Source organism: Pseudomonas sp. DTU12.1 (assembly GCF_009873475.1).
Taxonomy (GTDB): domain Bacteria; phylum Pseudomonadota; class Gammaproteobacteria; order Pseudomonadales; family Pseudomonadaceae; genus Aquipseudomonas; species Aquipseudomonas proteolytica.
Genome location: NZ_CP045254.1, coordinates 4578563 through 4596482, shown reverse-complemented (window position 1 = coordinate 4596482; position 17920 = coordinate 4578563). Strand labels below are relative to the sequence as shown.

At 60.5% G+C, this 17920-nt stretch carries 11 protein-coding genes; 8 read left to right on the top strand and 3 right to left on the bottom strand.

Features of this window, described 5'->3' with window-relative positions; translation table 11 throughout:
* Nucleotides 1-11: 11 nt before the first annotated feature.
* Nucleotides 12-1262 (bottom strand): ribonucleotide-diphosphate reductase subunit beta, encoded by a 1251-nt coding sequence (locus GDV60_RS20220; RefSeq protein WP_092237666.1) that lies wholly within the window; start codon nucleotides 1260-1262, stop codon nucleotides 12-14.
* A 497-nt stretch (nucleotides 1263-1759) separates the two neighbouring features.
* A complete protein-coding gene (locus tag GDV60_RS20215; protein WP_092237663.1) occupies nucleotides 1760-2029 on the bottom strand; it encodes a DUF2790 domain-containing protein in 270 nt (89 codons plus the stop codon).
* Between the two features lie 393 nt (nucleotides 2030-2422).
* Here GDV60_RS20215 and acs point away from each other — a divergent pair, with 393 nt between their 5' ends.
* The 7 genes from acs to GDV60_RS20180 all read left to right on the top strand — a co-directional run bounded on the left by acs (nucleotide 2423) and on the right by GDV60_RS20180 (nucleotide 10369).
* Nucleotides 2423-4378, top strand: a complete 1956-nt coding sequence (acs, locus tag GDV60_RS20210; protein ID WP_029294430.1) for an acetate--CoA ligase — start codon at nucleotides 2423-2425, stop codon at nucleotides 4376-4378.
* Nucleotides 4379-5004: 626 nt separating this feature from the next.
* Nucleotides 5005-5790, top strand: coding sequence for an ABC transporter substrate-binding protein (locus tag GDV60_RS20205; protein ID WP_104910755.1), 786 nt, complete (start codon nucleotides 5005-5007; stop codon nucleotides 5788-5790).
* Nucleotides 5791-5881: 91 nt separating this feature from the next.
* Nucleotides 5882-6571: an ABC transporter permease gene (locus tag GDV60_RS20200; protein WP_029294434.1), complete on the top strand. Its 690-nt coding sequence runs from the start codon at nucleotides 5882-5884 to the stop codon at nucleotides 6569-6571.
* Nucleotides 6568-7266 carry an ABC transporter permease gene (locus tag GDV60_RS20195; protein WP_029294436.1) on the top strand — a complete coding sequence of 233 codons (699 nt, stop codon included), beginning with the start codon at nucleotides 6568-6570 and terminating at the stop codon, nucleotides 7264-7266. Before GDV60_RS20200 ends, GDV60_RS20195 begins: the two co-directional genes overlap by 4 nt.
* Before the next feature lies 1 nt (nucleotide 7267).
* Nucleotides 7268-8380: a succinylglutamate desuccinylase/aspartoacylase family protein gene (locus tag GDV60_RS20190; RefSeq protein WP_029294438.1), complete on the top strand. Its 1113-nt coding sequence runs from the start codon at nucleotides 7268-7270 to the stop codon at nucleotides 8378-8380.
* Between the two features lie 27 nt (nucleotides 8381-8407).
* Nucleotides 8408-9172 (top strand): ABC transporter ATP-binding protein, encoded by a 765-nt coding sequence (locus tag GDV60_RS20185; RefSeq protein WP_029294441.1) that lies wholly within the window; start codon nucleotides 8408-8410, stop codon nucleotides 9170-9172.
* A gap of 216 nt (nucleotides 9173-9388) precedes the next feature.
* Nucleotides 9389-10369 carry a GlxA family transcriptional regulator gene (locus GDV60_RS20180; protein ID WP_070994681.1) on the top strand — a complete coding sequence of 327 codons (981 nt, stop codon included), beginning with the start codon at nucleotides 9389-9391 and terminating at the stop codon, nucleotides 10367-10369.
* Nucleotides 10370-10420: 51 nt separating this feature from the next.
* Here GDV60_RS20180 and GDV60_RS20175 read toward each other — a convergent pair whose 3' ends face one another.
* Nucleotides 10421-16333 carry a dermonecrotic toxin domain-containing protein gene (locus tag GDV60_RS20175; RefSeq protein WP_159908563.1) on the bottom strand — a complete coding sequence of 1971 codons (5913 nt, stop codon included), beginning with the start codon at nucleotides 16331-16333 and terminating at the stop codon, nucleotides 10421-10423.
* 312 nt (nucleotides 16334-16645) lie between these two features.
* Here GDV60_RS20175 and GDV60_RS20170 point away from each other — a divergent pair, with 312 nt between their 5' ends.
* Complete coding sequence (locus GDV60_RS20170; protein WP_029294446.1) at nucleotides 16646-17866, top strand: aspartate aminotransferase family protein; 1221 nt, start codon at nucleotides 16646-16648, stop codon at nucleotides 17864-17866.
* The last annotated feature ends 54 nt before the right edge of the window (nucleotides 17867-17920 follow it).

Here is a 17920-nt window from a genome sequence, read left to right as displayed (position 1 = left end):
CTATGCGCCGATCAATCCCAGCTCAACGCCCCGCCAGTCTGATACTCGATCACGCGGGTCTCGAAGAAGTTCTTCTCTTTCTTCAAGTCCATGATCTCGCTCATCCACGGGAACGGGTTGGTGGTGCCTGGGTATTCTTCCTTCAAGCCGATTTGCGACAGACGACGGTTGGCGATGAACTTGAGGTAGTCCTCCATCATCGCTGCGTTCATGCCCAGCACGCCGCGCGGCATGGTGTCGCGTGCGTATTCGATCTCCAGCTGGGTCCCTTGCAGGATCATCTGGGTCGCTTCTTCCTTCATCTCGGTATCCCACAGGTGTGGGTTTTCGATTTTGATCTGGTTGATCACATCGATGCCGAAGTTCAGGTGCATCGACTCATCGCGCAGGATGTACTGGAACTGCTCGGCCACGCCGGTCATTTTGTTGCGACGGCCCATGGACAGGATCTGGGTGAAGCCGCAATAGAAGAAGATGCCTTCCAGCACGCAGTAGTAGGCGACCAGGTTGCGCAGCAGTTCCTTGTCGGTGTCGACGGTGCCGGTTTCGAACTTCGGATCGGAGATCGAACGGGTGTACTTCAGGCCCCAGGCGGCTTTTTTAGCGACCGATGGGATCTCGTGGTACATGTTGAAGATCTCGCCTTCATCCATGGCCAGCGATTCGATGCAGTACTGGTAGGCGTGGGTGTGGATCGCCTCTTCGAAGGCCTGGCGCAGGATGTACTGGCGGCACTCCGGGTTGGTGATCAGGCGGTACACGGCCAGGACCAGGTTGTTGGCCACCAGGGAATCGGCGGTGGAGAAGAAGCCCAGGTTGCGCATGACGATGCGACGTTCGTCGTCGGTCAGGCCTTCGGGGTTTTTCCACAGGGCGATGTCGGCGGTCATGTTGACCTCTTGCGGCATCCAGTGGTTGGCGCAGCCGTCGAGGTACTTCTGCCAGGCCCAGTCGTACTTGAACGGCACGAGTTGGTTGAGGTCGGCGCGGCAGTTGATCATGCGCTTTTCGTCGACAGCGACACGGGCGGAAGCGCCTTCGAGCTCGGCCAGGCCTTCGGCGACGTCGAGTTTGTCCAGGGCAGCCTTGGCCCGCACGATGGCGGCGGAGTCATTGGCGGTCACGGCGCGGGCTTCGATGGCAGCGGCGGCGCCGGCACCGTCGAGGCGGTCCATGTTGGCTTCGGTGGCGTGGCCGGCGTTGGCGCCTTTGGCGGCTACTTCGCCTTCTTCTTCTTTGTCGAATTCGTCCCAGCTCAGCATGACGTGTCGTCTCCTGCGTGAGGGCCAATGGTGCCCGTGTGAAACCGGATGGTTGGGTGTTCACACGGCCCAAGGGCCGCGGTGGATCTTTAAGGAATCGTTTGTTGCAACAGCTCGCGCAGGCATTAAACGGAATAGGGCTACGGGTACTCTGCATGATGCCTGAGGGGCGGAGCGACGGTGTCGTACTCCTGCGGGGCCTCAGGTCTGGCTCGTTACCCCCGTGTAAAGGGATATTGCAGGCCCGATTTACCCGCGTATTATAGGGAAAAATTTGGCTTTGTGTTGCGGCGGATAGCCTCAGCCAAGGGCCAAAATGAGGGTATTTCCGGCCGGGGTGCGGGTTTACAAGGGTTTGCCGGGGTAGGATTTTTTTGACGGGCGGTGAGGTATTTTCGGAGCAGGGGGCAAGGCGAGGATTTTGCGGGTGTTTCTTTGCCGCAAGGACAATTCCTTGCGGCGAACATTGCCAGGATAGGTTTCAACTAACTAATTAATTATCCGTTAGAGCAACCGTTACCCATGACTTTGTAATTAAGGATATGCCGCTGGCCTTGGTGATCTTCATATTCCATGCGCGCTGGAACAACTTCGCAGACATTCGGAATGGAACTCATGGATACCACCTTGGCAATATCCAGATCAGTGGAGTAGGTGTATTCCTCAACAACGGCGGTGCTCTGGCTGGCTACGTCAGTCGGGATCTCGTCGGCCAGGGCTGCGGTAGCGCACAGGCTGGCAAGGGCCATAACTAATAAAGCTTTCATTTCCAATTTACCTTTTTACAGTCGAAGGGGGTCACGGGGCCCTTGTGAGGCCACGTGTGTAACTTGAGTAGTGAGTTCGGATTAACGTGCCTTCGTGGGGGCTGCAACTTGGTTAATCACGGTGCCTTGTTGGCGAGGCCGATTTTAGGCGCCTGGGTTGCATTCATATACCCGTGCTTTTGATAAACACTATTGGTGGTTTTCGTAACAATCCACGACAGAGGTTTTTTGCAGTGTTGCAAAATGCGCTACAGGCGCCGAGCCAGAGCGCTGCAAGGGGATATCAGGGTAATTTGTAGGGGCTTGTTACTACCATCGTCGAATGGTTCTATAGGCCTACCCCGGCTAAAACAGGGGCATACAACAACAACTATTGTCACCGAGGTAAGAAAGATGAGTGCGGCTTCCCTGTACCCCGTTCGCCCCGAAGTAGCAGCCAACACGCTGACCGACGAGGCGACCTACAAGGCCATGTACCAGCAGTCGGTGGTCAACCCCGACGGCTTCTGGCGCGAGCAAGCCAAGCGTCTTGACTGGATCAAGCCTTTCACCACGGTCAAGCAGACTTCGTTCGACGACCACCATGTGGATATCAAGTGGTTCGCTGACGGCACCCTCAACGTTTCCTACAACTGCCTGGACCGTCACCTCGCCGAGCGTGGCGACCAGGCAGCGATTATCTGGGAGGGCGACGACCCTTCCGAGAGCCGCACCATCACCTACCGCGAACTGCATGAACAGGTCTGCAAATTCGCCAACGCCCTGCGTGGCCAGGATGTGCACCGCGGCGATGTGGTGACCATCTATATGCCAATGATCCCCGAAGCCGTGGTCGCCATGCTGGCCTGTACCCGCATCGGCGCGATCCACTCGGTGGTGTTTGGCGGCTTCTCCCCTGAAGCCCTGGCCGGTCGCATCATCGACTGCAAATCCAAAGTGGTGATCACTGCCGACGAAGGTATTCGTGCCGGCAAGAAGGTGCCGCTCAAGGCCAATGTCGACGATGCGCTGACCAACCCGGAAACCAGCAGCATCCAGAAAGTCATCGTGTGCAAGCGCACCAATGGCCAGATCAAGTGGAACCAGCATCGCGACATCTGGTACGAAGACCTGATGAAAGTGGCGGGCACCGTCTGCGCGCCAAAAGAGATGGGCGCCGAAGAAGCGCTGTTCATCCTTTATACCTCCGGTTCCACCGGCAAGCCCAAGGGCGTGCAGCACACCACCGGCGGCTACCTGTTGTACGCGGCCCTGACCCACGAGCGCGTGTTCGACTACCGTCCGGGCGAAGTCTACTGGTGCACCGCCGACGTCGGCTGGGTCACTGGCCACACCTATATTGTCTACGGCCCGCTGGCCAATGGCGCGACCACGCTGCTGTTCGAAGGCGTGCCGAACTACCCGGATATCACGCGGGTCGGGAAAATCGTCGACAAGCACAAGGTCAATATTCTCTACACCGCGCCGACCGCGATCCGCGCGATGATGGCCTCTGGCACCGCCGCCTGCGAAGGCACTGATGGCAGCAGCCTGCGCCTGTTGGGTTCGGTGGGTGAGCCGATCAACCCGGAAGCGTGGGACTGGTACTACAAGAACGTCGGCCAATCCCGTTGCCCGATTGTCGATACCTGGTGGCAGACCGAAACCGGCGCAACCCTGATGAGCCCATTGCCGGGCGCCCACGCGCTCAAGCCGGGTTCGGCGGCACGTCCGTTCTTTGGCGTGGTGCCAGCGTTGGTGGACAACCTGGGCAACATCATCGAGGGCGCTGCCGAAGGCAACCTGGTAATCCTCGATTCGTGGCCGGGCCAGGCGCGCACGCTGTATGGCGACCATGACCGTTTCGTCGACACTTACTTCAAGACCTTCCGTGGCATGTACTTCACCGGCGACGGTGCGCGTCGCGATGAAGATGGCTACTGGTGGATCACCGGCCGCGTGGATGACGTGCTCAACGTTTCCGGGCACCGCATGGGTACCGCCGAAATCGAAAGCGCCATGGTTGCCCACCCGAAAGTCACCGAGGCCGCCGTGGTCGGCGTACCGCACGACATCAAGGGCCAGGGCATCTATGTGTATGTCACCCTGAAAAACGGTGAGGAGCCGACCGAAGCGCTGCGCCTGGAGCTGAAGAACTGGGTGCGCAAGGAGATCGGCCCGATTGCATCGCCAGACGTGATCCAATGGGCACCTGGTTTGCCGAAGACCCGTTCGGGGAAAATCATGCGCCGTATCCTGCGCAAGATTGCCACGGCCGAGTATGACGGGTTGGGGGATATCTCCACCCTGGCCGATCCAAGCGTGGTGCAGCATTTGATTGATACCCACAAGACCATGAACGTCGCGTAAGCGGGTTTATGGGACCAAGCCCCATTCGGCGTAGGCCGGGTGGGGCTTTTTTGTGGGAATTTGAATATGAAATAGGGTCGATGTGGGAGCTGGCTTGCCTGCGATAGCGGTGGGTCAGTTTCAAATGGGGTGGGGGAGCTGACAGACCGTTCTCAGCACCAAGCCAATAAATATCGGTTTATCTAGTAGGACGTTTCTGAATGTTACCCCGCGGTGCAAATGTGTAACCTTGCGCCCAAACATGAGGCAAAGTGCTACATCCATGCCCCGAAAACGCCCGTTTTAGACGCCCGGTAAAATTAGATCAAACGCTACACTTGCCGGAATAGAAGGGTTTGCGAATAATAGGCCCGCAATTTGCAGCGTTAATAGGTTTAATATCTTTTGCCTCTGCATAAAAATCAGAGGCTGTCAATGTGTTGGGGTCGCTTTCTCGGTGCTTCTGTAAATTGTTGTCGCATTGAGGAAATATCGGCTTCCGGCCTGTCGTTAGAATGCCGATCACTCGCTCGTCGTCGCCATGTTCAACTGGTGTAGGACGCAGCACCGCTATTCGGTTTCACTCAGTCGCATCGTGGGCCATGGCTCATACTGCTGTTTTTGTCCTATACCGATGGAGTCCCAAGATGAAGAAACTCGTGCTGTTGGGCGCCCTGGCGCTGTCCGTGCTGTCCATGCAGGCCTTCGCTGAAGAGAAGCCGCTGAAAATTGGTATCGAAGCAGCCTACCCTCCGTTTGCCTCGAAGGCGCCGGATGGCAGCATCGTCGGTTTTGACTACGACATCGGCAACGCCCTGTGCGAAGAGATGAAGGTCAAGTGCACCTGGGTCGAGCAAGAGTTCGACGGTCTGATCCCGGCCCTCAAAGTACGCAAGATCGACGCGATCCTGTCGTCCATGTCCATCACTGACGACCGCAAGAAGTCCGTGGACTTCACCAACCGCTACTACCTGACCCCAGCCCGCCTGGTGATGAAGGACAGCGTAACCGTCAGCGACAGCCTGGTTGAGCTCAAGGACAAGAAGATCGGCGTACAGCGCGGTTCGATCCACGACCGTTTCGCCAAGGAAGTCCTGGCGCCTAAAGGTGCGACCGTCGTTCCTTACAGCACCCAGAACGAAATCTACCTGGACGTGGCTGCCGGTCGCCTTGATGGCACCGTGGCCGATGCGACCCTGCTCGAAGACGGTTTCCTGAAGACCGACTCTGGCAAAGGCTACGCGTTCGTAGGTCCTGCGTTCACCGACGCCAAATACTTCGGTGATGGCATCGGTATCGCAGTACGTAAAGGCGACAAGGCCAACCTGGACCGCATCAATGCTGCCATCGCCGCGATCCGCGCCAATGGCAAGTACAAAGAAATCGAGAAAAAGTATTTCAACTTCGATATTTACGGCGCTGACGCCAAGTAAACCTTCGCAGTTGTCTGTCCAGAATGGCGCAAGCACCAGGGTCTCTGAAGTTTGCGCCATTTTTTCATCCGCCTTTTCGAGGACCTGAATCATGTTGAAAGGCTACGGGGCCGTTATCCTCGATGGCGCATGGTTGACGCTTCAGCTCGCCTTGTCGTCCATGGCCTTGGCCATTGTTCTGGGTCTGATCGGGGTTGCATTGCGCCTGTCGCCGGTACGCTGGCTGGCTTGGCTGGGTGACCTGTACTCCACGGTGATCCGCGGGATCCCCGACCTGGTGCTGATCCTGCTGATTTTCTACGGCGGCCAGGACCTGCTCAACCGCGTCGCGCCGCTACTGGGCTACGACGACTATATTGACTTGAATCCCTTGGCCGCCGGCATCGGCACCCTGGGTTTCATCTTTGGCGCCTACCTGTCGGAAACGTTCCGCGGTGCGTTCATGGCCATCCCCAAGGGGCAGGCCGAAGCGGGCATGGCCTATGGCATGAGCCCGTTCCAGGTGTTTTTCCGGGTGATGGTGCCGCAGATGATCCGGCTGGCAATCCCCGGCTTTACCAACAACTGGCTGGTATTGACCAAGGCCACTGCGTTGATTTCGGTGGTGGGCCTGCAAGACATGATGTTCAAGGCCAAGCAGGCGGCAGATGCCACCCGCGAACCTTTTACCTTCTTCCTCGCAGTGGCGGCGATGTACCTGGTGATCACCAGCGTCTCGTTGCTGGCCCTGCGTTATCTTGAGAAGCGCTACTCGGTAGGCGTAAAGGCGGCTGATCTATGATCTTCGACTACAACGTCATCTGGGAGGCCATGCCGCTGTACCTTGGCGGCCTGCTGACCACCCTCAAGCTGCTGTTGATTTCGCTGTTCTTCGGCTTGCTCGCTGCCGTCCCCCTGGGGCTGATGCGGGTGTCCAAGCAGCCGCTGGTCAATGGCGCGGCCTGGCTCTACACCTACGTGATCCGCGGTACACCGATGCTGGTGCAACTGTTTTTGATCTACTACGGCCTGGCCCAGTTCGAAGCCGTGCGCGAGAGTTTCCTCTGGCCGTGGCTGTCCAGCGCAACGTTCTGTGCGTGCCTGGCCTTTGCCATCAACACCAGCGCCTACACCGCCGAAATCATTGCCGGCAGCCTCAAGGCTACGCCCCACGGCGAGATCGAAGCAGCCAAGGCCATGGGCATGTCGCGCTACAAGCTGTACCGCCGCATCCTGCTGCCTTCGGCCCTGCGCCGGGCGCTGCCGCAGTACAGCAACGAAGTGATCATGATGCTGCAGACCACCAGCCTGGCCTCCATCGTCACCCTGATCGATATCACCGGTGCCGCACGTACGGTCAACGCCCAGTACTATCTGCCGTTCGAAGCCTATATCACCGCTGGCCTGTTCTACCTGTGCCTGACGTTCATCCTGGTGCGCCTGTTCAAATTGGCCGAGCGTCGCTGGTTGAGCTACCTGGCTCCACGGAAGCACTGATATGGAACGCATCGATCACGTACTGCCCTGGGGCCACTTGGGCTGCGAGCGCCAACTGACGGTGTTCCGTTTCGGCCACGGCGAGCGCAAGGCGTATATCCAGGCCAGCCTGCACGCCGATGAATTGCCGGGAATGCGCGCGGCCTGGGAGCTGAAAAAGCGCCTGGTCGAACTGGAGCAGCAGGGCGCCCTCAACGGGGTGATCGAGCTGGTGCCGGTGGCCAACCCGATGGGCCTCGGCCAACTGCTGCAAGGCAGCCACCAGGGGCGTTTCGAGATAGGCAGCGGCAAGAACTTCAACCGTGATTTCGTGGAGTTGAGCGAGCCGGTTGCGGCCTTGCTGGAGGGCAAGCTGGGGGATGATCCCCACGCCAACGTGCGCATGATCCGCCAGGCGATGAGCGACACGCTCAACGCGCTGCCTGAGCCGAGCAGCCAGCTGCAAGGCATGCAACGGGTATTGCTGAGCCACGCCTGCACCGCCGATGTGGTCCTCGACCTGCACTGCGACGCCGAAGCCGCGCTGCACATGTACGCGCTGCCCCAGCACTGGCCGCAATGGCGTTCGTTGTCGGCGCACTTGAATGTAAAAGTCGGCCTGTTGGCGGAAGACTCCGGTGGCAGTTCGTTTGATGAAGCCTGCTCGCTGCCCTGGCTGCGTTTGTCGCGGGCGTTTCCCGAGGCACAGATTCCCCTGGCGTGCCTGGCGACAACCCTGGAGCTGGGTGGCCAGGCCGATACCGGACGCGACGAGGCCATCTTCCATGCCGAAGGCATCCTCGCGTTCCTCGCCGAGCAGGGCCTGATCAACGGTGAATTTGCGGCGCCGCAATACGAGCCGTGTGAAGGCGTGCCCTTCGAGGGCACCGAATTGCTGTTTGCACCCCATGCCGGAGTGATCAGTTACCTGCGTAAGGCCGGTGACTGGGTGGAAACCGGCGAACCGATTTTTGAAGTGATTGACCCTGTGGCCGACCGCGTCAGCATTGTCTGTGCCGGCACCTCGGGGGTGTTGTTTGCCGTTGAACGGCTACGTTATGCCCAAGCGGGTTTCTGGCTGGCCAAGGTGGCGGGGCGCGAAGCGCTGCGTCACGGGCGCTTGCTCAACGACTGACCAACTGTTTTTGTGAGAACCGACCGCATGTACAAACTTGAAGTCCAAGACCTGCATAAACGCTATGGCAGTCATGAAGTGCTCAAAGGGGTGTCCCTGGCCGCCGCGGCCGGCGATGTGATCAGCATCATCGGTTCCAGCGGTTCGGGCAAAAGTACCTTTTTGCGCTGCATCAACCTGCTGGAGCAGCCTCACGCCGGCAAGATCCTGCTCAATAACGAAGAGCTGAAGCTGGTGGCCAACAAGGACGGCGCGATGAAAGCTGCCGACCCCAAGCAGTTGCAGCGCATGCGTTCGCGCCTGTCGATGGTGTTCCAGCATTTCAACCTGTGGTCGCACATGACCGCGCTGGAAAACGTCATGGAAGCACCGGTGCACGTATTGGGCATGTCGAAAAAAGACGCCCGTGAAAAGGCCGAGCACTACCTGGCAAAAGTGGGCGTGGCCCACCGCAAGGACGCTTTCCCCGGCCATATGTCCGGTGGCGAGCAGCAGCGCGTGGCGATTGCCCGGGCGCTGGCGATGGAGCCTGAGGTGATGCTGTTTGACGAGCCGACCTCGGCCCTCGACCCGGAGCTGGTCGGCGAAGTCCTGAAAGTCATGCAGGACCTGGCCCTGGAAGGCCGCACCATGGTGGTGGTGACCCACGAAATGGGCTTTGCCCGCGAGGTGTCGAACCAGTTGGTGTTCCTGCATAAAGGCATTGTCGAAGAGCGCGGCAACCCGCGTGAAGTGCTGGTCAACCCGCAGTCCGAGCGGTTGCAGCAGTTCCTGTCCGGTAGCTTGAAATAATCAAGGCCGTTGCTCCCCCTGTAGGAGCGAGCCTGCTCGCGAAGATCGTCAACGAAAACGCGGGAAGCCTGATACCCCGTGGTGTTCTCAGGTTTTTCGCGAGCAAGCTTGCTCCTACAGGAAAGCAGGTCTTTATCGTTTTTAAGCTTTGTGTTGGTTTACGGGCTAGCATTGGCCTTTGTCTTCATTACCGTTACTCGCTTCGGATAGCACTCCATGACCGCCCATAAAATTGGTTTCCTGATTTGGCCCAGCACAAAAGCACTCACGCTTGCGCTGGCTGAGGAGGCCTTGCGCGTTGCTCAGCGTGTGCATCCGGATGTGGTGTATGAACTGTCGTTCCTGCAGGCCGAGCCGCAAACCGAAGGGGCCTGGCAACTGCCGGGCGAACCCTGGGCCGGCAAGCTCGAAGGCTTCCAGAAACTGTTCCTGCTGGCCGACGAGCCGCCGACCGTGATCGCCTCGCAACTAAGCTCGGCGCTCAAGCAGCTCGTTCGTTCCGGTTGCGTGATCGGCGGCCTGTCGGCAGGCGTGTATCCGCTGGCGCAACTGGGCCTGCTCGACGGCTACCGCGCCGCCGTGCACTGGCGCTGGCAGGACGATTTCGCCGAGCGTTTTCCCAAGGTCATCGCCACCAGCCATTTGTTCGACTGGGACCGTGATCGCCTGACGGCCTGCGGTGGCATGTCGGTGCTCGACCTGCTACTGGCGGTGCTGGCCCGTGACCACGGCGCCGAACTGGCTGGTGCGGTCTCCGAAGAACTGGTGGTGGAGCGCATCCGCGAAGGCGGCGAGCGCCAACGAATCCCCCTGCAAAACCGCCTGGGCTCCAGCCACCCGAAGCTGACCCAGGCCGTGTTGTTGATGGAAGCCAATATCGAAGAGCCGCTGACCACCGACGAAATTGCCCAGCACGTATGCGTGTCCCGACGACAACTGGAACGGATCTTCAAGCAATACCTCAATCGCGTTCCCAGCCAGTACTACCTGGAGCTGCGCCTGAACAAGGCGCGGCAGATGTTGATGCAGACCAGCAAGTCGATCATCCAGATCGGCCTGTCTTGCGGCTTCTCCTCGGGGCCGCACTTCTCCAGCGCCTACCGCAACTTCTTTGGCGCCACCCCCCGTGAAGATCGCAACCAGCGCCGTAGCAGCAGCCCGTTCGAATTGTCGTCGGTACCCTCCGAGCGCGGCTGACAAGGCGCCGCTTTTTGTGGAGAGGGGACAAGCCCCCTTACCGCAGCAGGCTCACTCTTCCATAGGCTCTGGCGTGCTGGGCGGTGTCAGTGCGGCACGGTTTTCGTCGAACATCGCTTCTTCCACGCCCAACTCATAACCGGTCTGCCGATAGTAAGTGCGCAGTAGCGTCATGCTTGCGGCGGACAAGGGGTTGCCGCTCAGGTCTGAGTCGTCGTTGAGGGGCAAGGGCATTTCCAGCAGGTCTGTCGGCAGGTGCTGGATCAGGTTGTCGCTCAAATCCAGGGCCTGCAAGCGTGGCAGGCTGAACACTGCCAGCGGCAGCTCGCTCAACCCGCAATTGTGTAGGTAGACGATGACCAGGCGTGTGAGATTGCGCAGGTCCGGACTCAGCGTGAGCGGGTTGTCGCTCAAGTCCAAGTGGGTGAGGTTGGTCAGGCGCGACAGCTGCTCGATGCTGTCTGGTGTCAGGTGGATTGAGTTTTCGTTGAGTTTCAGGTGCTGCAGGTGATTGAGATCAAACACGCGCTCGGGAATGCGCTGCAGGGCATGGCGCTCCACCGTCAGGCTTGTCAGGTTGGGGAAAGCGCGCAGGAACTCGCCTACACGTTTATGGTTACCGTCGCCCATCAGTTCCAATAGCGTGACATGCTCCAGGCGCACATTCAGCGGCGGCAGATCGCCGAGCAGTGAGTTGTTGAAGATCAGCTTGTAGCTGCGCCGAGTCGGCCATTGAGTTTCGTCCGGTTCCGTCTCTCGACGCCAGCAGCCCAGGAGTAACTCCTTGAGCGCCAAGCGGCGAACCTGTTCCTCGGCACGCGCGTTTTCGTTCAGTAACGGGACTTGCAATTGATCCATGAGCGGCACGTTCAAGGCCCACTCCTGCAGCTGGGTGCCCAACTCTGCGTAGTCGGCGCTCAGGCGGTTGATATGGGTGTCGGCGTCCTCCAGTTCGCCCGGCAGTTCGAAGAAGATGCGCTTGCTGTCACGCTCCGAAAACGTGGGGTAAAGGGTCTTGAGGCGCTGCAGGTCGCTGGCGGGAATGTCAGCGTTCCAGTGTTCTCCCTTGGTTTGGCAATAGCCTTTCACACGTCGCAGGGTGGAGGGCGACAAGGGGTTGCTCGACAGGTCAAGCGCGGCGCTGACGGCGGGGGGCAAGAGGAAGGCCTGGTCTGGCAGCTCGCGCAGCAGGTTTTGGCTCAAGTCCACGTGAGCGCGCACCGTGGCGGGTTGAATCAGTGAGTCGGGCAGTTGCGTCAAGCTGGTGTTGCGCAGTGAGAGGCTGATCAGCTGTGGCATTCGGCTGAAGTCCGGCAGTGTCGTCAAAGGGTTGCTGTTCAGGTTCAGGTGCTTGAGTTCGACCATGCGCTGCAAGGCTTGCGCGCTGGTGGGCGATAAGCTCAGGGCGCAGCGTTCCAGCACCAGGTAGGAGAGTTGCGGCAAGTGGCTGATCTGCGGCAGTTCACCCAGTGCGTAGTCCTCGATATGCAGCCCGGTCAGCGCGGGAAAGCTCTGCAGGAACGCATCCAGATTCAAGGGTGTCCCGCGACCTTTGAGCGCGAGCATCGACACGTGATTGAAGGATGCACGCAGGGCGGGCAGTGTGCCGCTCACGGTGATGAATAGGCTGAATTCGTAGCTGGACGTGGGTTGCCCCTCGGGTGGCTCGCCCGACGTCACATCCCGGCGCCAGCCTGTCTCCAGGGCATCAATGAAGCTGTGGCGCAAGGCTTGTTCTGCCGCGTCGACGCGGCTGTCGTTGGCCCAGTCGAGGGTGTCCAGGCGGATGAGGGGAAACTCGCTCTCCAACCGGTTCATCTCGGTGCGGCCGGCAGCCAGGTCGCCCGGCAGGGCAAAAATGAAGCGGTTGATTTGATCGCCGTTGAATGAGGGGAACAACCGTTTGGCCTGCTCCACGTCGGGCTGGGGCGGGGTGGCTTCCAGATAGTGATGGGTACGCTGGAAGTAGATTTTGATGCGCTCCAGCGCCTCGTTTGAAAGCGGGTTGCCGGACAGGTCGAAGTGCCGCGTGATGTCGGTGGGCAGCTCGAACAACTGCGCAGGCAGGTCGCTGATCTGGTTGTTGGACAGCATCACGAATATCAGATGAGCGCGGCTCAACAGACCAGGAGGCAGTTGGCTGATGCCGGTGCTGGCCAAGTCCACGTATTGCAACTGCGGCATCTGTTCCAGGTTGGGCAGCAGGGTCAGGGGGTTGTTGTACAGGTCAAGGGTCAATAGGCGCGTCATGCCGTTGACGACAGCCAGGCTTTGCTCGGTCAGGCTGATGTTGCAACCGCTCAGGATCAGTTCGTTGAGCCCAGTGAACGAGGCCAGGCAAGGCGGCAGTTCGTTCAAGGCTACATTGCGGATGCTCAGGTAGCGCAGCCTTGGAAAAAGCTGCAGGAAGCCGTCGACGTCGATGCGCTGGTGCGCACCTTGCAGTTCCAGGTGCGAGATATGGTCGAAGTTTGCAGTCAGTGCGGGCAGTTCGCCGAGCAGTGGGCCGGACAGTCGCAGCATGCGGCCGTTGGTGGCCGGTGCCTCGTAGAAGTTGTCGATTGCGGTTTCCTGGCGCCACGCCCGGCGCAACTGGTGGGCGAACAGGCTGCGATCACGGCGCAGGTACTCCTTGTCAGTCGCACTGAGCGGCGCCTGAGTGAGAGGGTGCAGGTCGGGCGTTTGAGATTCCCAGACCGTCAGGGCGAGGTCCAGCCGGATGTATTCGTTTCTCAGGCGCGTCAGCACTGGCTGGGCACCGCCAAAGGTGTTTTGCAGGGTGGCGATCATTTCGCGGACTTTTGCCGGCGACAGTTGCGGGCGCAGTGTCTGCAGTTGTTGCTCCAGTGAAGGGCCGCGGCTTGGCCCAGGCTGTTCGGGAAGGGCCGGCGGGTAGCCGTCCATGCCGCCGCGCAGGCGCATGACAGTGGGATCGTAGGCGGGTTTGCGCGGCGGGTCGGTATCAAGCAGCGTACGCAGGCTCGGACGGTCCAGTGGGTGTTCGCCGATTGCCTGCTTGAGGCGCGGGCCCTGGCCGATATGGATCTGCACGGCATCCCGGGCACTGTCAGGCAGGGCTTGCAGGATGGCGGTGTAAAAATCCGTGCTGCCGAACAGCGCGCCTTGGCCGTTTTCCGGGATGTACAGGCCGTCGGGTGTCGCCACCAGGGTTCTTTTGGTCAACGCATAGGTAGGGCCGATTGCATCGAGCAGCGTGCCTTCGGCGCGGTACTCCCTGACTTCCAGGCGTATCCACGTCGGCCAGCCGCTGAGGTTTTCCAGGGAGTGCAGGGCCAACCGGCAAGTGTCCGGGTTCTCCACGGTGTCCAGGTACAGCCCTTCATAGGCGCGGGTGGTGCGCACTTCATGCAGCGACCAGTCGGCCAGTTCCGCCAGGCGCGTGGGTACATTACCGGCGTCGATGGCCTTGAGCTCCTCGCCACTGGCGCTGGACAGCAGTTCCTCGGCCACCGGCGCGGGCAGGCCGGGGCGCGAGGCACTGTCGATGATTTTCTGGACTCGGGCATTGGGCGCGCGGTCCAGGCCGCGGTAGCGTGACTCGAATAACGAGAAGCGCTTGTCCTGGGCGATCCGCGCCAATTGCTTGCGCAAGGCGGTGGCGCGGGTGCGGCTGGAAGAGGGCGGCAGGCCGAACTCTTCTTCCAGCAGGTGTTTGCGCTCCGGCTCACTCAAGCCCTCGATCAGGGTCGGCAATAGATCGCCGTTGTGCAGTTGTGCTTCCAGCACCTGTACGGTGCTGGCCCCCTCGTCACCGGGGAATTGCCAGAGGGTTCTGCCGCTGGCATCGAGTACCCGCAGGGTCTTGCTGGAGGGCCACAGTCCATAGCTGATGAGTAACTGCAACAGGGCCTGCGGATCGGCCTTGGCGTAGACCGCCGGATCGTCACTGTTCAGTTGCGCCAGGAAGTCCTGCAACTGCTGGTCGATGCCAAAGCGCTTGAGGCTGTCAGCCAGCAGTGGCGGGGGTGTCTGCTGGGTGGCATGCACTTTTCGCAGGGTGTTGTCGTGGGTGGCGCTGCAGTCGCGGACCTGGGCCAGTTGCTCATCGCTGAAGCTATCGGTCTGGTAACCGAGGCGGCGCATCAGGGTGGCGCGGTCCCAGCCCAGTGGGTTCTCCAGCTCTGTGACCCAGGCGCCCTGGCCATTGGTCATGACCCGCGGGCGGTAGGCTCCAGGGCGCGTGGGGTGCTGGATGAAATAGCGCCCGGCGTCTTGTTCTACGTGGTAATGCTCGCCGTTGAGGGCAAGGATGGGTTTGCCGTTGTGCCGGTGCAGGCCTTGCGCGTCAGGGCGGGTATCGGCCGGCAGCGTCACCTCCTGGCGATAGGGGCTGAGGTCCGGTTGCCACAGGCGGTGTTGACCGTCGGGGCGCTTGACGGGCAGCAGGCTTTCGAAAAAATCCAGCATCTGTTGGGGTAAAGCCTTGCGCAGCAACTCGGTGGCGATGGGAATGCCGGTGGCAAACAGGCCCAGTTGCGCCAGTTGTTCCATCAAGCCCAAGGCATGGCCCAGGGCTTCGCGTTGCAGGCCCTGGGCCCAGTCGACAACCCCTTCGAAGGCTTCGTCGAGGACTTGATAATCGGTGTAGGCGAGCATCAGCGCGCCCAGGGGCGGGATGAATGGCAGGGCCACAAAGGCTATAACTTGCAAAACACTTTCGGCGATCTTCTGAATGAACGCCCAGCGTCGCCAGCGGGCGTTCTGGTCGACGCGCGCGGTGGCGACAGCGCGGCTTTGGCTGTCGGCTTGCAGCTTGCTCAGTTGCATCTGGAACAGATGAGCGAACAGATCACCGCTGATTTTAAGCCCGCGAAATTGCAGGTTGGGGCGCTGTGTGGGGCTCTCGCGCCAACTGGGCAGCGGATCGCCTGCGGTGTGCGGATGCCACGAGACCTGGCCGAGGCGTTGGTTGAGGTTGGCAAAAAATACCGCGGCGTCTTCGTGGCGCACAAAGCGGCTGAAAAACTGTTGATAGTCCGTGGCGCGCAGCCTGGCGACCAGGCTTTGCATGAACGCCGCGCTGCTGGGGTAGTGTTTGACCGGGGTTTGCGGGTCGTCGGGAATGTAGGCGATCAAGGGCACCACCTCGCGGCTGGCCTCCAGGTCCGGAGCAAACAGCACAATGCCAGTCAGGCGGCAGTCCATTATCAGCAGTTCATGGGCCACCAGCGGCGGGCAGCCGTTGTGTGCTGCATGGCCATTGTGGAGCAGGTTGAGGACGGCATCATGGCTGGCGGCAGGCAGGTCGCCCTTCAGCAAGGCCATGTACAACGCCAGCTGCAGCGCCCCCAGGTGGCTTTGTTTGAGCCAGTATTCCAGGCTGGTGCGGGCCACGGGATTGTCCAGGTCCAGGTATTCATCCAGATAGCGCCGATAGGCCGCGCCGATATCCAGGCGGCGGCACAGTTGGGTGAATTGGGCGATGCTGATCTTCGCGTCCAGGGCCGGCAGTTGGCTGAACTGGCCCGCTGGCGTTGGCTGGGTGCTGAATCCGGAGTGCTGCTCGTAGGGCTCGTCGGTCTCGAAGTTATGCAGGGCCGCGTCCAGCAACGAGACCGACCATGTGCGCGCCGCCCCCGGCTTGACGGTGAACCCGGCGAGGGTCAGCGGTACATACAGTTGCAGGTAGGTCGTGCGCACGTCGGCGTCGAAGCCGAACTCATCCTTGAGCGCCGCTTGCAGGCGTGCGGCGCCAAAGGTCTCGGGGCTCTGCAGGGCGGCGAGGGCTTTGTCCACGCGGTTTTGTGCGGTCCAGGCGGCGGCATTCAGCTGCTTGAGATGCGCGTGCTGCTGCTCGGTGGCGCGCAGGTACCAGGCGGCAATGGCCGGCGTACCCTCGGCCAGCGCCGCACGCTTGGCGGCTGATGCAGTGCCCAGCCAGGAGGGGATGGCGTTGCTGGGGATGTCGAGGTGCGGGGATTGGGTTGCAAGCGGTTGCGCCATGGTGCCTGTCCTTGATGGCTCTTGAAGTTCCTTCAGCAAACCAGTGCGCAAGGCGGTGCAGGCGGTAGACAGTTAGTGCGAGCGTGTCTTGCGGATTTGCGAAGATCCCGTCATCCCCTGCCCACAAAGCCTGCGCACGGTTTAAACTGCGCCTTTGCGACGCTATTTGTCGCATTGGCGTAAACCCGCGCAAAACACGGGTTGGCGCTATAAGAAGTTGTCGCTTGGCGGCAAGGCCGCTCTGAAAACTGTCCTTACAATCCCTGCATCGCCCGCCAGTTCCAGGCAGGCGTTCCTCTTCAGGAGACTCCGATGTCCGTTGAGCAAGCCCCGGTGCAACGTGCCGATTTCGACCAGGTCATGGTGCCTAACTACGCACCTGCCGCTTTCATCCCTGTGCGTGGCGAAGGTTCGCGCGTGTGGGACCAGGCGGGTCGCGAGCTGATCGACTTTGCCGGCGGCATCGCAGTGAACGTGCTGGGCCACGCCCACCCGGCGCTGGTCGGTGCACTGACCGAACAGGCCAACAAGCTGTGGCACGTCTCCAACGTCTTCACCAATGAGCCGGCCTTGCGCCTGGCCCATAAGCTGATCGATGCGACCTTTGCCGAGCGCGTGTTCTTCTGCAACTCCGGCGCCGAAGCCAACGAGGCCGCCTTCAAGCTGGCCCGTCGCGTGGCGTTCGACCGTTTCGGCAGCGAGAAATACGAGATCATCGCCGCCCTGAACAGTTTCCACGGCCGCACCCTGTTTACCGTCAACGTCGGTGGCCAGTCGAAATACTCCGACGGTTTCGGTCCTAAAATCACCGGTATCACCCACGTTCCGTTCAACGACCTGGAAGCGCTCAAAGCCGCCGTGTCGGACAAGACCTGCGCGGTGGTCCTGGAGCCGATCCAGGGCGAAGGCGGTGTATTGCCGGCCGAACTTGCTTACCTGCAAGGCGCCCGTGACCTGTGCGATGCCAACAATGCGCTGCTGGTGTTCGACGAAGTGCAGACCGGCATGGGCCGCAGCGGCCACCTGTTTGCCTACCAGCACTACGGCGTGGTGCCCGACATCCTGACCAGCGCCAAGAGCCTGGGCGGTGGTTTCCCGATTGCCGCGATGCTGACCCGTGAAGACCTGGCCAAGCACCTGGTGGTCGGTACCCACGGCACCACCTACGGCGGCAACCCGCTGGCGTGTGCGGTAGCCGAAGCGGTGATCGACGTGATCAACACTCCTGAAGTGCTGGCAGGCGTCAACGCCAAGCATGACCTGTTCAAGGCCCGCCTGGAGCAGATCGGCAAGCAGTACGGGATCTTCACCCAAGTCCGTGGCATGGGCCTGCTGCTCGGTTGCGTATTGAGCGACGCGTTCAAAGGCAAGGCCAAGGATGTGTTCAACGCTGCCGAGAAAGAAAACCTGATGATCCTGCAAGCCGGCCCGGACGTGGTGCGTTTTGCCCCGAGCCTGGTGGTGGAAGACGCGGATATCACCGAAGGCCTGGATCGTTTTGAACGTGCTGTAAAAACGCTGACGCAAGCCTGATAGAAACACATTTGTCTAACGAACCGGATCAAATGTGGGAGCGGGCTTGCCCGC

Excerpts from the sequence above, each read along its gene's own strand:
- GDV60_RS20175 (WP_159908563.1), bottom strand. The coding sequence starts at position 16,333 with ATGGCGCAACCGCTTGCAACCCAATCCCCGCACCTCGACATCCCCAGC.
- GDV60_RS20195 (WP_029294436.1), top strand. The coding sequence starts at position 6,568 with ATGATCTTCGACTACAACGTCATCTGGGAGGCCATGCCGCTGTACCTT.
- GDV60_RS20180 (WP_070994681.1), top strand. The coding sequence starts at position 9,389 with ATGACCGCCCATAAAATTGGTTTCCTGATTTGGCCCAGCACAAAAGCA.
- GDV60_RS20220 (WP_092237666.1), bottom strand. The coding sequence starts at position 1,262 with ATGCTGAGCTGGGACGAATTCGACAAAGAAGAAGAAGGCGAAGTAGCC.
- GDV60_RS20190 (WP_029294438.1), top strand. The coding sequence starts at position 7,268 with ATGGAACGCATCGATCACGTACTGCCCTGGGGCCACTTGGGCTGCGAG.
- acs (WP_029294430.1), top strand. The coding sequence starts at position 2,423 with ATGAGTGCGGCTTCCCTGTACCCCGTTCGCCCCGAAGTAGCAGCCAAC.
- GDV60_RS20170 (WP_029294446.1), top strand. The coding sequence starts at position 16,646 with ATGTCCGTTGAGCAAGCCCCGGTGCAACGTGCCGATTTCGACCAGGTC.
- GDV60_RS20215 (WP_092237663.1), bottom strand. The coding sequence starts at position 2,029 with ATGAAAGCTTTATTAGTTATGGCCCTTGCCAGCCTGTGCGCTACCGCA.
- GDV60_RS20205 (WP_104910755.1), top strand. The coding sequence starts at position 5,005 with ATGAAGAAACTCGTGCTGTTGGGCGCCCTGGCGCTGTCCGTGCTGTCC.
- GDV60_RS20185 (WP_029294441.1), top strand. The coding sequence starts at position 8,408 with ATGTACAAACTTGAAGTCCAAGACCTGCATAAACGCTATGGCAGTCAT.
- GDV60_RS20200 (WP_029294434.1), top strand. The coding sequence starts at position 5,882 with ATGTTGAAAGGCTACGGGGCCGTTATCCTCGATGGCGCATGGTTGACG.